This is a genomic window from Bacillus sp. FSL K6-3458 (genome assembly GCF_038005045.1).
GTDB lineage: Bacteria > Bacillota > Bacilli > Bacillales > Bacillaceae > Bacillus > Bacillus altitudinis.
Genome location: NZ_JBBOSI010000001.1, coordinates 2,307,639 through 2,322,270, shown reverse-complemented (window position 1 = coordinate 2,322,270; position 14,632 = coordinate 2,307,639). Strand labels below are relative to the sequence as shown.

Genomic DNA, 14,632 nt, shown 5'->3' with positions numbered 1-14,632 from the left:
TCAGAAATTTGGGATTAAAATGAAATGAAGGTCCATTATTTAGTCATCAGATGACCAGACATAAATCAAGGTGCAGCAAAAGAAAGGAAGTTCGCCGATGAGAGTCAGTTTATTTGTCACCTGTTTAATTGACACGATGCAGCCACATGTAGGAAAGGCGACTGTTGAGGTATTAGAGCGGCTCGGTGTTGAAGTAGAATTCCCTGAAGCACAAGTATGTTGCGGGCAGCCTGCCTTTAACAGCGGCTATACAAAAGAAACAATCAAAGCGGCCAAAAATATGATGAAAGCCTTTGAATCAGCTGAATATGTCGTCACACCATCAGGTTCTTGTAAGGCCATGTTTTTAGAATATCCGCACCTTTTTAAAGAAGACCGAGCGTGGTTCGCCCGTGCTCAGGCACTTGCTGCGAAAACATATGAATTAACGGAATTTATTGTTGATATATTACATGTAACAGATGTAGGTGCGAGTTTGAAAGGAAAAGCCACCTATCATACCTCCTGCCATATGACGAGACTGCTTAGAATTAAGGAAGCGCCTTTCACACTGTTGTCAAATGTCAAAGATTTGGTGATGGAACCATTGCCTCGCGCTGAAAATTGCTGCGGATTTGGAGGAACTTTTTCAATCAAAATGACACCCATTTCTGAGCAGATGGTCGATGAAAAAGTACAAAGCATAGAGGAGGCAGGCGCTGAATATATCATCGGTGCTGACTGTGGATGTCTACTGAATATCGGAGGAAGGCTGAATCGTCTTCATAAGCCAGTTAAAGTGATGCATATCGCAGAAGTGTTGAATAGCCGCTGAAGCTAAGAGGGGGAACGGCACATGAGTATGAAAATTGGAGAGAAGGCTTTTAAAGAGCGGATCGGCGAAGGATTAGAAGACGCTGTGATGAGAGGAGCTGTTTCTTCTGCACAGGAGCGTCTGTATAAAAGGCGGATGACTGCAAGTGAAGAGCTTGGAAACTGGGAAAAGTGGCGTGAACTTGGAGAGGACATCAGGCAGCATACACTTGCCCATCTTGATGACTACTTATATCAATTAAGTGAGAGCGTGAGTAGACGTGGAGGTCATGTGTTTTTTGCAAAAACAAAGGAAGAGGCATCGGCGTACATCCAAGATGTAGCACAAAAAAAAGCAGCAAAAAAGATCGTGAAATCAAAATCAATGGTCACAGAAGAAATTGAAATGAATGAAGCGCTAAAAGAGATTGGCTGCGAGGTAGTTGAAAGCGATCTTGGAGAATATATTCTTCAAGTTGATGACCATGAACCACCTTCACATATCGTGGCACCAGCCCTTCATATGACGAAAGAACAAATACGGGAAGTTTTTCACGAAAAGCTTGGATATGATATGTCAGAGACTCCTGAAGAAATGACCAAATTTGTAAGAGCTTTGTTACGAGAAAAATTTCTTGAAGCAGATATTGGTGTGACGGGCTGTAACTTTGCTGTGGCTGACACAGGATCGATTTGTCTTGTGACGAATGAAGGGAATGCGGATCTTGTCACGTCCATTCCAAAGACACATATCGCAGTCATGGGGATGGAGCGGCTTGTACCAACGATGGAGGAGCTCGATGTCCTTGTCGGTCTATTGTGCAGAAGCGCAGTCGGTCAAAAGTTAACAAGCTATATCTCTGTCATGGGACCAAAAGGAGAAGGAGAGGTAGATGGACCAGAAGAGTTTCATTTGGTCATTGTGGATAACGGACGGTCAAATATATTAGGGACGGAATTTCAGCCAGTTTTGCAATGTATTCGGTGTGCAGCCTGTATCAATGTGTGCCCCGTTTACCGGCATGTTGGCGGTCATTCGTACGGTTCAATTTACCCGGGTCCGATTGGCGCTGTTCTTTCGCCGCTACTTGGAGGATATGACGACTACCAAGAGCTTCCTTTCGCCTCAAGTTTATGCGCAGCCTGTACAGATGCTTGTCCAGTGAAAATTCCACTTCACGAATTATTAATCAAACATCGACAAGTCATCGTTGAAAAAGAGGGGAGAGCGCCTAAAGCGGAAATGATGGCAATGAAAATGTTCGGAATGGGCGCATCCACTCCTAGAATGTATCGATTTGGAACAAAAGCAGCCCCTGTGCTCTTGAAACGTATGGCTTCAAACGGACAGATTTCAAAAGGTGCGGGTCCTTTAAAGAATTGGACAGAAATTCGTGACCTCCCAGCGCCAAGCAAAGAAAGGTTTCGGGATTGGTTTAAAAAGAAACAAAAGGAGGAGCGGCAATGAAAGGAACCATTTCTCATCGAGATCCATTTTTAGCACATATCCAGCAACAATTAGGCAAAAGCTCCTCCAAGCCTGCATCTATTCGGCGTCCGGTTTGGAAGCATCGAGTCAATTGGGAAACAAATGAAGGTCTATCGAAAGAAGAATTGATAGAGCAATTGAAGGTGCAATGTCAGCAAATTCATACGAGAGTGGTAGAAACAACGCCAAAAGAAGCACCCTCAACGTTACGATTATTGATGAAAGAGTATGGAGAAGGTCCTGTGATGACTTCGAGCGATAGACGTTTTGCACAATATAAATGTCATCCTATGTTTCAAGCCTTGCAGAAAGAAGGAATCTCAGTCACTAGCTGGAATGCAGATACATCAAGAGAAGAAAATATAAGGCAGGCAGAACAAGCGAAATATGCAGTGGTATTCAGCGATTACACACTTGCAGAATCCGGAACGGTTGTTCTTTCCTCCCATCAAGGTCAAGGGAGAGCACTTCATTTTTTACCGATGATGTATATCGTATGTATTGAAAAAAGCACAATTGTCCCGCGGATGATTCATGCTGTTTCAGCTCTTCATCGCCTAGTAGAAGAAGGAGAGCAGACGAAAGGCGCCATTCATTTTATATCAGGTCCAAGTAATTCTGCCGATATTGAAATGAATTTAGTGGTTGGTGTTCATGGGCCGGTGCGGGCTGTTTATGTATTAATAGATGATGAATGAGGCTTTCGTGAAGAAAGCCTTTTTTATGTAAACATTCTTAAAATTCATCTTGCCTCTAGGCGAATAGTCATAGTAAGATGACGTCATACAAGATGAGAAGCTCATCTACTGCTGATGTAAAGGAAGCTGCTAATGGAAATGAAGACAAATGCTCCAAAGAAGTCGATTGCGGTGCCGCTTGTGATCTCAATCATTGCGCTTTCGTTTTCGGCCATTATTGTGAAGTGGTCAAGTGCGCCTGCTGCTATTTTAAGTATGTATCGAATGATATTTGCGGCGGTTTTGATGCTTCCGTTTATTCTGCCGCGTCAAAAAGAGTTTGTCTCGTTAAAGCGGAGAGACTGGTTTTTCTTATGTATGTCAGGTTTCTTTTTAGGGCTCCATTTTGTTTTGTGGTTCGGCTCATTGAAGCTCACCACAGTGGCGAGCTCTACAATCATCATTGCACTTCAGCCGATGGTGTCATTATTAGGCGGATTTCTCATTTTTCGTGAAAGAACAACGAAGTCAGCCATTTTCACAATGTGTGCGGCGATTGTTGGTGCGCTCATGATCGGATGGGGGGATGTCGGCCATAGTCAAGACGCCATTATAGGAGACATTTTATCCTTTTTCAGTGTAATCGCTGTTGTTTGTTATTTATTAATCGGTCAACAAGCTGTGAGAAAGATATCTCATTGGATTTATAGTTTTTGTGTATTTGGTTTTGCCGGCCTTTTTTTAATTTTATTTAACCTTATACAGCAAACGCCTTTTGTAGGCTATTCGGGTAAAGAATGGGGGATTTTCTTACTGCTCGCCATTATCCCTACCATGTCCCATGTCATTAACAACTGGCTGTTAACCTATGTGAATGCGACAACTATTTCAATGAGTATTCTAGGCGAACCTGTTGGGGCAACGATACTCGCTGTTTTACTGCTTGGAGAGAAAGTCACGCTGCTACAAATGTTCGGTGGTCTACTTGTCCTTTTAGGTGTCTTTTTCTTTTTGATGCAGCAGCGACAAGGAATCGTGGTGAAAACAAAAAAATCCGGTTAACTCCCGGATTTTTTTACTCTTTTAAATGATTTTTTTCAATTACTTTGTTTCATCTAGCCTCGACTTTCTTCAATTCCACTTGTTTTCTTCTTATCATTCGAATCGCGATGACAACGATGGTCACGATCAATGCAATGAATAGAAGAGAAAATACTTGAAATGCGATATCCCCAATGTTGAATGCAGTATTCGCTTCATTAGGCATGTGTAACCCTCCTTATATCTATATATTACCATAATCAATAAAAGATTGAGATTTATCCATAATTTATCTATAATAGGTAAAATATCATTCATTAAAGGAGAACCATTATGAGAACTTTAGTCCTTTTACGAGGTCTCCCAGGTGCAGGTAAATCAACTTGGATCAAAGAACAAGGCTTAGAACCATTTACATTATCAGCGGATCAGATCCGTCTGTTAACCCAGCCTCCGCAGTTATCAGTCAATGGGAAACCGGAAATTTCAAGCAAACATGATCATAAAGTCTGGTCTTTATTATTTGAACTCCTCACAGCCCGAATGGAACGAGGAGACTTTACTGTCATTGATGCAACACATGTCACAAGTAAGTCCATTTCGCAGTATAAATCATTAGCTACTACATACCGCTATAGAGTGTATGTCGTCGATTTTACGCAAGTGCCTCTTGAAACATCTCTGCTGCAAAATCGCGGTCGAGAGCCGCACAAAGTAGTGAAGGAATCTGTGTTATATCAAATGAATGAACGGTTAAAGACAGAGAAGGTGCCTTCATGGGTAACCGTTTTGACGCCTGAGGAATATCCAGCTATTATGACTTATCAGCCCAGATCTTTTGATCAGTATGAGGCCATTCACGTATTCGGTGATATTCATGGCTGTTACACAGCTCTAAATACTTATTTGCAAGGAGACTTGAAAGAAAACGAGCTTTATATCTTTGCAGGTGATTTGCTTGATAGAGGAATAGAAAACAAGGAAGTTTTAGAATGGATGCTGGCACATAGAGAATGCCGCAATGTGATCGTCATTGAAGGAAATCATGATCAGCATCTTTACAAATATGCACATGAAGAAAAAGTGAGAAGTAATATGTTTAACCGTCATACTGCGCCTGAAATTGCGGAAGCAGGTTTTGACCTAAAAGAGTTAAGGAAGTTTGTCAGAACATTTCATCAGCTCACCTATTTTACGTATCATGGTCAGACATTTCTTGTCACCCATGGTGGGCTTGCTCATTTGCCAGAAGAGCTTCTGCATGTCTCATCGCAGCAGCTTATTCACGGAGTAGGTGAATATTCAGATGACATTGACCACTTATTTGTCCAAAACACTTCTGGATTAGATATCATTCAAATTCATGGTCATCGCAATTTATATAGACTGCCTATCCAAGCGGCGGAAAGATCTTATAATCTCGAAGGTCAGGTTGAATTTGGCGGACAGCTGCGTGTGTTAAAAATCACAGCAGGCGGGATTGAGACACATGAAATTGACAATCCTGTCTACAGAGCTTCTGAAAACAAGCAACCGGTCTTTGTTCAGCCCAATTTGACGCTGGATGATTTTTTAGCCCATTTAGATCAGCATGAATATGTACAGGAATTAAAGCTGCCACACGATATTTCATCTTTTAATTTCACCAAAAAAGCATTTAGTGAAAGACAATGGGATGAAATAAATGTCAAAGCAAGAGGGTTGTTTATCAATATGACTTCAAAACAGATTGTGTCTAGAAGTTATAATAAGTTCTTTAATATTGATGAACGTCCTGAAACCAGAATGCAGCATCTAGTGAATCATCTTCAATTTCCTGTGACGGTCTATGATAAAGCAAATGGATACTTAGGTACGGTTGGGTTTAACGACATAAAAGATGAACTGGTGTTTACGTCCAAATCGTATACGTCACATGTGAAGCAAAATCAGCATGCTGCTTGGGTCGAAGAGCTATTTTATGCGACCTTTGACGATGTGCAGGTCGATTACATCAAATCATATGTACGCGACAACCATGTATCCCTTGTATTTGAAGTCATTTTGTCAGAGAAAGACCCGCATATTATCACATATGATCATGATCAACTCATTTTACTTGATATCGTGAAGCGTCAGCTGAGCTATGAAAAAGAACCATTTGCTGAAGTGAAAAGGCTCAGTGAACAGCTTGGCATGCGGTGCAAACAGCAAGTGGCAGTGTTTCATGATTGGACCTCTTTCTATAAATGGTATCAATCTGTATCACATGATGACACAATCAAAGAAGAAGGCTATGTCATTGAGGATAACAGCGGCTTTATGACCAAGTTAAAGCTTCCTTATTATCAATTTTGGAAGCAAATGCGATCCATTAAACAGCGTGTTGCAGATAAGCGCTCCACCCAAAAATATATGCAGGCTTTGCAAACAGCAGAGCAAGCAAGATTTTATACATGGCTGCTCGAGCAAGATCCAGTAAACGTGAGAAACTGCTCAATCATTGAGCTGCGTTCACAATTTGAGCAAACGGAAGCGGGCCATTTGAATAATGACGGAATAAATGCATAGTCTAACAAAGAGTCTTTTCTAAAGAAAAGGCTTTTTTTCATGAAATCGAAAGGTGGAAGCTGAAATGCCAGATCATATTGAAGTCATTCTTCGAACCATATTTGCTTTTGCTATTTTATTCGGCGGTGCCCGTCTTCTTGGAAAGCAAACCATTGCGCAAATGAATATTTTTGATTTCATTGCAGCGATCAGTCTAGGTTCAATTGCGGCGAACCTGGCGTTTAATACTACGCTTCCGCTTCATCACACAACCATTTCTTTTGTGACACTTGTGATCATTATTTATGTCATTTCTTTACTTGCTTTAAGAAGCCGGAAGATGAGAGGATTTATGGCCGGTAAACCAACGCTTGTGATTCAAAATGGCAAAATCCTTGAAGAGAATATGAAAGGAATGAGGTATACACTTGATTATTTAAATCAACAGCTCAGAGAAAAGAATGTGTTTGACATTAGTGAAGTTGAATTTGCAATGATTGAAACAGATGGGCATATGTCAGTGAAAAAATACCCTTCATTTGATTATGTCACGCGAAAAGATCTTAACCTGTGGAAGCAGGCAGAGCGTTACATGCCCATTGAAGTCATTATGGACGGAAAGCTCATTTTGAAAAACCTTCAAGAAAACCAATTAACGGAGCAGTGGATCTATGAAGAACTTCAAAAAAGGCAGCTGTCTTTAAAAGACATTGTTTATGCGGTTCGTTCAAGTAATAGCAGTTTATATATTGATACATATGACGATCACATCCATTCTCCAATTGACCAAGAATGAACATATAGTTCAGACGACACCCGCGCGTCACAGAACTGCCAATATTTATAAGTCGTTTGGATGTCATCTATCTAGGTATCATTTCTCAATTATTATTATTTTCAGAAAATGTAGTGACGGAGAAAAATAAGTATGTTTAAGTATAAATAGAAGAATTTAAAATATCAATATAATATACATCAAGCGGAATGAACATTCATTCCTATTAAAACGAAAGGAGAGGATGAAATGCCCGCAGCAACTACTGATAAACAGGAGCAGATTATGAAGGCTTCTCTGGACTTATTTATTGAACGGGGTTTTGACGGTACAACGATGCCGATGATTTCGAAAAGAGCCAATGTTGGAGCAGGAACCATTTATCGTTATTTTGATAGTAAAGAGGCTCTTGTGAACATTTTATACCAGCGAAGCCTGATTGCATTTATCGACAAGGTGAATACAAACAGTCCAGACCCTAAAGCAAGTATCAGGGCTTATTTCAAACATGTCTTTTACTGCTTAGTGCTCTTTACAAAAGAGAATCCAAGTGGTCTGTACTTCTTAGAAATTGACAAACGCTCACACTATTTAGATGAGACAAGTAAAGAGAAGATGCAGCAGCTATTAAATGAGCTATTTCATATTTTTGAAGAAGGCAAAAAGGATGGAATTCATCCAAATCTTTCAGGGAGAACGATTTTATCCATTGTATTTGGAGCGTTCGTTCAGCTTCATAAACAGATTCTAGCAGAGGAAATTGAGCCAACGATTGAATTTTTAGAAGATATTGAGCAATGCTTATGGCGTGCCATTAGCGTTGCATCATAAAGAAATAAAGGGAGTGGGCACATGCAACAAACATCAATCATTCCAAAACCAAAAACATACGGACCTTTAAAAAATATTCCTCATATCAAAAAAGGAGAGCTTTCTCAAACCTTTTGGCGGCTGGCAGATGAATTAGGGCCGATCTTTCAGTTTGAATTTTCAAAAGCAACAAGTATTTTTGTTTCCAGCCATGAACTTGCCAAAGAAGTATTTGATGAGAGGCGTTTTGATAAATTCATTGGAAGCAGTCTCAATAAAGTGAGAACATTTTCAGGGGATGGGTTATTCACAAGTTGGACAGAAGAGCCGAATTGGAGAAAGGCTCATCACATCTTGATGCCGGCGTTTAGCCAGCAGGCCATGAAGGGCTATCATGAGATGATGCTCGATATTGCCACACAGCTTGTACAAAAATGGCAAAGAACGGGCCGTGATGAAGAAATTGAAGTAGCAGAGGATATGACAAAGCTCACTTTAGATACGATCGGGCTATGCGGTTTTGATTTTCGATTTAACAGCTTTTACAAAGAAAATCAACATCCATTTATTGAAAGCATGCTGAATGGCTTAAATGAAGCGATGGATCAAGCAAGTAGATTGCCGGTCGCAGATAAATTAATGATCAAAAGAAGAAAAGAATTTGAACAAGATGTTGATTTTATGAAGCAATTAGTAGATGACATTATTCAAGAACGGAAAAAACAAGATAAAACGGGCAATGATTTACTTTCTCTCATGCTACATGCAAAGGATCCTGAAACAGGTGAACGCCTGTCAGATGAAAATATCCGTTATCAAATCATTACCTTCTTAATAGCAGGTCATGAAACAACAAGTGGATTGTTGTCATTTGCGATTTATTTTTTACTAAAAAATCCAGACAAATTAAAAAAAGCCGTACAAGAAGCAGACGACGTGCTACAAGGCGGACTGCCGACATTTAAGCAGGTTCAAAAACTAAGTTATACGCGTATGGTCTTAAATGAAGCACTTCGCCTCTGGCCGACGGCGCCTACGTTCTCTCTTTATGCGAAAGAGGATACAGTCATTGGAGGGAAATATCCGATCAAAAAAAACCAAAGTGTCAGTGTGCTACTTCCTAAAATACATCGGGATCAAGCGGTTTGGGGGGAGGATGCAGAAGAATTCAAGCCTGAACGTTTTATGCATCCTGAAAAAATTCCACAGCATGCCTATAAACCGTTCGGAAATGGCCAGCGTGCATGTATTGGGATGCAATTTGCCCTTCATGAAGCCACGATGGTTTTGGCGATGGTTCTGCACAACCTTGAACTGATTGACCATACGTCGTATGAACTGGATTTAAAAGAATCTCTGACGATTAAGCCGAATGATTTTAAAATCAAAGTGCGGCCAAGAAAGCAGCAATTCTTTATGGCGCCTCCGAAAGAAGAACCAACAAAAAGCACGGCATCTGCTGAAGTGAAAATAGCGAGTCATGGAACACCGCTATTGGTCTTGTACGGATCAAATCTGGGCACAGCAAAGCAGATGGCAAACGAATTTGCTGAAGACGGAAAAGCAAAAGGGTTTGACGTGACAACGGCACCGCTTGATGATTATACTCGAAAGTTACCAGAGTCAGGCGCAGTTTTAATTGTAACGGCTTCATACAACGGTCATCCGCCTGATCATGCGAAACAGTTTGTGGATTGGGTAACGCAGGATGAGGAGCAGGATCTATCAAATGTGACATTTGCAGTCTTTGGGTGCGGGGATCGAAATTGGGCGAGCACGTATCAGCGTATTCCTCGTCTGATTGATGAAGCACTTGAAAGAAAAGGGGCGAAGCGTGTAACGGATATTGGTGAAGGCGATGCGGGCGGTGATATGGATGAAGATAAAGAAACATTCCAGAAGACAGTCTTCAATGAGCTTGCAAAAGAATTCAAATTAACCTTGCAGGAGAAACGTCAAGAAAAGCCAAACCTATCCATTGCATATACGAATGAGCTAGTGGAACGTCCTGTTGCTAAAACATACGGTGCCTTTTCAGCTGTTGTATTGAAAAATCAAGAATTACAATCTGAAAAAAGTACCCGCCAAACAAGGCATATCGAACTTCAATTACCTGAAGGCAAGCACTATAAAGAAGGAGATCATATCGGAATCGTGCCAAAAAATAGTGCAACACTCGTTCAGCGAGTGACCGATCGTTTTAAGCTGGATTCAGAGCAGCACATGATACTCTCTTCGGAAAAAGAAGCAAGTCATTTACCATTAAATCAGCCAATTCAAGTCGGAGAATTGCTGGCGTCACATGTAGAGCTACAAGAGCCTGTGACACGTACTCAGCTAAGAGATCTTGCAAAATATACGGTATGCCCACCTCATCGTATTGAACTTGAACAAATGGCGGGAGACATTTATCAAGAAGCTGTATTAAAGAAGCGTGTGACCATGCTTGATTTACTAGAACAGTACGAAGCATGTGAACTGCCATTTGATCATTTCTTAGCCCTTTTACCAGGATTGAAGCCTCGTTATTACTCGATCTCCAGTTCGCCAAAGGTGGATGAAAAGAGGCTTAGTATCACAGTAGCTGTTGTGAAAGGAAAATCATGGAGCGGACGCGGTGAATACGCAGGCGTCGCATCAAACTATTTATGCGGACTGCAAGAAGGAGATGAAGTGGCCTGCTTCCTTCATGAAGCTCAAGCAGGATTCGAATTGCCGCCTTCTCCTGAAATACCAATGATCATGATTGGACCAGGAACAGGTATCGCCCCGTTTAGAGGGTTCATTCAGGCAAGGGAAGCATGGCAAAATCAAGGGAAGTCGTTAGGTGAAGCCCATCTTTATTTTGGCTGCCGCCACCCGCATGAAGATGATCTGTATTATGACGAAATGCAGCTTGCAGAACAAAAAGGAGTCGTCACCATCCACCGTGCTTACTCTCGCTACGAGGAGCAAAAAGTGTATGTCCAGCACTTCATTAAAAATGATGGAGCCAAGCTCATTGAATTGCTCGACAAAGGCGCCTACCTGTATATTTGCGGGGATGGAAAGGTCATGGCACCAGATGTCGAGGCAACACTTATTGAACTGTATCAGACTGAGAAACAGTGTGCGAAAGAAACAGCTGAACAATGGCTGACATCTTTATCCAATGACAACAGATATGTAAAAGATGTATGGAGCTGATCATGTTGAAAAGAAGACAAAGGGCTAAAATAAATCACATTTTAGCCCTTCGTCAACAATCTTGAAACCGCCAAAATGGCGGTTTTTTCTTTTTTCATAGAGAGATCGCTAGAATAAAAATTTGGAAGATACGAAACACCTAATTTACAAATGAAATATTTTGTAAAAAATAAGAATATTCTCTCATTTACTCCAATATGAAACAATCGTATCATTTTTGATATAGGACATAAAGGAGGAATATGATGAAAAAGGTGAAAAAATTAATCCCTTCTCTACTCGTTTTTGGTGCTTTAAGTGTGCCTAGTTTTGCCCATGCAGCATCTGATTCAGTACTTACGTCTGATTATGACATGGTGACTTCTGACGGAAAGGTGATTTCTTCAGCTGACTTCCACAACGATATGAAAACCCCCTCATCCTTTGACAAAGTGGATGATCTCTCTTCTACTATTGGCGAAAAAGTAAAACCACTCACAACATATTTAAAAGACTTTCAAACAAAAGTAGTCATTGGAGACGATGGTAGAACAAAAGTGACGAATACAAGAGTAGCACCCTACAGCTCTATTGCTTATATTACATTTGGTGGGTCTAGCTGCACCGGAACACTCATTGCTCCAAACAAAATATTGACAAACGGACACTGCGTCTACAATACAGCCACAAGAAGCTATAGTGTAAAAGGGTCTGTCTACCCAGGCATGAATGACAGCACGGCTGTGAACGGCTCAGCAAACATGACCGAATTCTATGTACCAAGCGGATATATCAACACGGGGGCGAGTCAATATGATTTTGCCGTCATTAAAACAGATACGAACATTGGAAATACGGTCGGCTATCGCTCTATTCGTCAAGTGACAAATCTAACAGGTACAACGATTAAAATTTCTGGATATCCAGGTGATAAAATGAGATCGACTGGCAAAGTGTCACAATGGGAAATGTCAGGTCCAGTCACGAGAGAAGATACGAATCTCGCATACTATACGATCGATACATTTAGCGGAAACTCTGGCTCTGCGATGCTAGATCAGAACCAACAAATCGTCGGGGTCCATAATGCGGGTTATTCAAACGGAACGATCAACGGCGGACCAAAAGCGACTGCTGCCTTTGTTGAATTTATCAACTATGCGAAGGCGCAATAAAAAATAGAACAATCAGCTTGTTTCCTTTACAGGGGACAGGCTTTTTTTATCGTAAATGCAGAAAAGTTTCTTTTTTTGTTCATCACTATTTCATATTTACAAGCTATGCTGAATGAAATAAATGAAAAAGAAAGAAGAGATATGAGTGAAAAATAAAAAAATAGATATGATATTGTTGTTGATTTTATTGATTGCAGCTTTTCTCTACACTTATCAAATTTGGCAGAACGACAGTGCCAATCAATATTATTTAGCTGCAGTCAAAAGTATGTCCAAAAGCTTCCATCACTTTTTTTATGCCTCGTTTGATGCAGCTGGATTCGTATCAATTGATAAACCACCCGTCGTTTTATGGATTCAAACCATCAGTGCACTTATTTTTGGCTTTCATACATGGAGTGTGATATTGCCGCAGGCACTTGCTGGAGTGGGGTCTGTTCTTCTTCTTTATCTCATGATAAAACCGGCTTTCGGTCAAGGTGCTGCAAGGGTGTCAGCGGCCGTTATGGCTCTCACGCCAATTGCCGCAGCTGTAAGCAGAACAAACAATATCGACAGTATGCTCGTCTTCACATTACTTGCGGGTACGTATTTCTTAATGCGTGCTGTAAAAAGCGGAAAGATGCGCTGGCTTCTTATGGCCTTCGCTTTGGTAGCGGTAGGATTTAATATGAAGATGCTGCAAGCGTTTATGGTCGTTCCAGCATTTATTTTCTACTATTTCATTGCTGCTCGCGTACCGTTAAAAAAGAAAATTTTCTCTCTCTTATGCTCGATCGTCGTATTAGTCTGCTTATCTCTATCGTGGGCAGTTGCTGTAGATATGACAGCTGAAAGTGTGCGCCCTTATGTGGGAAGCAGCCAAACAAATTCAGTGTTAGAACTTGCCTTTGGGTATAACGGCACGGAACGGCTGCTTGGTCAGACGACAGGGAAATCCTTTGGTGACATGAACCAGCAAGCAGGTATGATGATGCCAGACAATTCTGGATTAGGGAATTCGTCAGAGGATCAGTCAAACAGAAATCAGCCGCCTCCATCCCAAAATCAAATGATGCCACCTCAACATGGTTCAGGTAGTGGTTCTCCGCCTGGAAGTGCTGTAGGTCAACAAAGTATGAATATGTATGGCACTGGGAATCCCGGTATATTTCGTTTATTTCAATCTGCATTGTCAGGTCAAATCAGCTGGATGTTGCCGTTTGCTTTGTTTGGGCTTTTAGGGATGATCATCAGCTGGTGGAAGGAGAGAAAAGCTCAATTAAATGAATGGAAACAAACGATGTTTTGGACAGCATGGTTGATTCCTGCTGCCGGATTCTTTAGTATTGCGGGTTTCTTTCACCATTACTATCTCATTATGCTTGCCCCGCCTATTGCAGCACTATGCGGCATAGGAGCTAAGAAGATGGGAGAGTTATTTAAGGCAAACAAAGGAGTATCTGCGTATTTGCTTCTAGCAGCAATCGCTGTTACAGCCATCTTCCAAGGGTATATTTTGAGTAACTATACGACTCAAATCAGTAGTATTTGGATGTATGCCATTGCGATTGCGGGAACAAGTATCGCTATCCTATTGCTGATGTACAGAGAAAAACAATTGATCATGAAACGACTGCTCATCACTGCTTTGACAACGCTGTTACTGTTTCCAGGTTTTTGGTCCGCCACCCCAATCATATATGGTGGAAATGCTGTTCTTCCAGAGGCAGGTGTACAGCTGGCTAGTTCACGAGGTGGGAACATGTTTACATCTAGTGTCGATCAAGGCTTACTCACTTATTTAAAGGCTCATCAAACAGGTGAAACGTATTTATTTGCAACGCTTACGACTGTTACCGCAGCGCCATATATCATTGATGAAGATGAGAATGTCATGGCTTTAGGCGGTTTTAATGGGACAGATCCTATTTTGACTGTCAACAAATTAAAAGCACTTATTCAACAAGGAAAGGTGAAATACTTTTTATTACCAGACAATCAGTCATCAGCTAACAGCAAATTGGTTAGCTGGATTAAATCACATGGTACAGTCATCTCATCTGAAGAATATAAACGATCCACATCAGCTGAAGAGGGGATGCCATCCGAGATGTCTTCACAAAACGAAACATTATATAGAGTAGATGAAATATCTTAAGTAGAACAAGGCGAATGATGAAGAGATCATTCGTTTTTT

Annotated in this window: 11 protein-coding genes; 10 read left to right on the top strand and 1 reads right to left on the bottom strand. The window is 41.0% G+C overall.

Features of this window, described 5'->3' with window-relative positions; all coding sequences use genetic code 11:
* Positions 1-97 precede the first annotated feature (97 nt).
* From MHH23_RS12380 to MHH23_RS12365, 4 genes are all read left to right on the top strand, one after another.
* Positions 98-814 carry a (Fe-S)-binding protein gene (locus tag MHH23_RS12380; protein WP_007499377.1) on the top strand — a complete coding sequence of 239 codons (717 nt, stop codon included), beginning with the start codon at positions 98-100 and terminating at the stop codon, positions 812-814.
* A 21-nt stretch (positions 815-835) separates the two neighbouring features.
* Positions 836-2,260: a LutB/LldF family L-lactate oxidation iron-sulfur protein gene (locus tag MHH23_RS12375; protein WP_340959586.1), complete on the top strand. Its 1,425-nt coding sequence runs from the start codon at positions 836-838 to the stop codon at positions 2,258-2,260.
* A complete protein-coding gene (locus MHH23_RS12370) occupies positions 2,257-2,979 on the top strand; it encodes a LutC/YkgG family protein (RefSeq protein ID WP_110487535.1) in 723 nt (240 codons plus the stop codon). The genes MHH23_RS12375 and MHH23_RS12370 overlap by 4 nt, the downstream gene beginning before the upstream one ends.
* A 132-nt stretch (positions 2,980-3,111) precedes the next feature.
* The gene (locus tag MHH23_RS12365; protein WP_340959585.1) at positions 3,112-4,020 is read left to right on the top strand and encodes a DMT family transporter; all 909 of its coding nucleotides are present in this window, start codon (positions 3,112-3,114) and stop codon (positions 4,018-4,020) included.
* Between the two features lie 49 nt (positions 4,021-4,069).
* Here the strand turns inward: MHH23_RS12365 and MHH23_RS12360 are convergent, their stop codons facing one another.
* Positions 4,070-4,225, bottom strand: coding sequence for a hypothetical protein (locus MHH23_RS12360; RefSeq protein WP_268363533.1), 156 nt, complete (start codon positions 4,223-4,225; stop codon positions 4,070-4,072).
* Positions 4,226-4,332: 107 nt separating this feature from the next.
* Here MHH23_RS12360 and MHH23_RS12355 point away from each other — a divergent pair, with 107 nt between their 5' ends.
* From MHH23_RS12355 to MHH23_RS12330, 6 genes are all read left to right on the top strand, one after another.
* The gene (locus tag MHH23_RS12355) at positions 4,333-6,549 is read left to right on the top strand and encodes an RNA ligase (RefSeq protein WP_340959583.1); all 2,217 of its coding nucleotides are present in this window, start codon (positions 4,333-4,335) and stop codon (positions 6,547-6,549) included.
* A gap of 64 nt (positions 6,550-6,613) precedes the next feature.
* Positions 6,614-7,324: a DUF421 domain-containing protein gene (locus tag MHH23_RS12350; RefSeq protein ID WP_340959581.1), complete on the top strand. Its 711-nt coding sequence runs from the start codon at positions 6,614-6,616 to the stop codon at positions 7,322-7,324.
* A gap of 228 nt (positions 7,325-7,552) precedes the next feature.
* Positions 7,553-8,134, top strand: coding sequence for a TetR/AcrR family transcriptional regulator (locus MHH23_RS12345; protein WP_058213736.1), 582 nt, complete (start codon positions 7,553-7,555; stop codon positions 8,132-8,134).
* A gap of 21 nt (positions 8,135-8,155) precedes the next feature.
* The gene (locus MHH23_RS12340; protein WP_340959580.1) at positions 8,156-11,299 is read left to right on the top strand and encodes a bifunctional cytochrome P450/NADPH--P450 reductase; all 3,144 of its coding nucleotides are present in this window, start codon (positions 8,156-8,158) and stop codon (positions 11,297-11,299) included.
* A gap of 245 nt (positions 11,300-11,544) precedes the next feature.
* A complete protein-coding gene (locus tag MHH23_RS12335) occupies positions 11,545-12,453 on the top strand; it encodes a trypsin-like serine peptidase (protein WP_268431576.1) in 909 nt (302 codons plus the stop codon).
* A gap of 145 nt (positions 12,454-12,598) precedes the next feature.
* Positions 12,599-14,593, top strand: a complete 1,995-nt coding sequence (locus MHH23_RS12330; protein ID WP_340959579.1) for a glycosyltransferase family 39 protein — start codon at positions 12,599-12,601, stop codon at positions 14,591-14,593.
* The last annotated feature ends 39 nt before the right edge of the window (positions 14,594-14,632 follow it).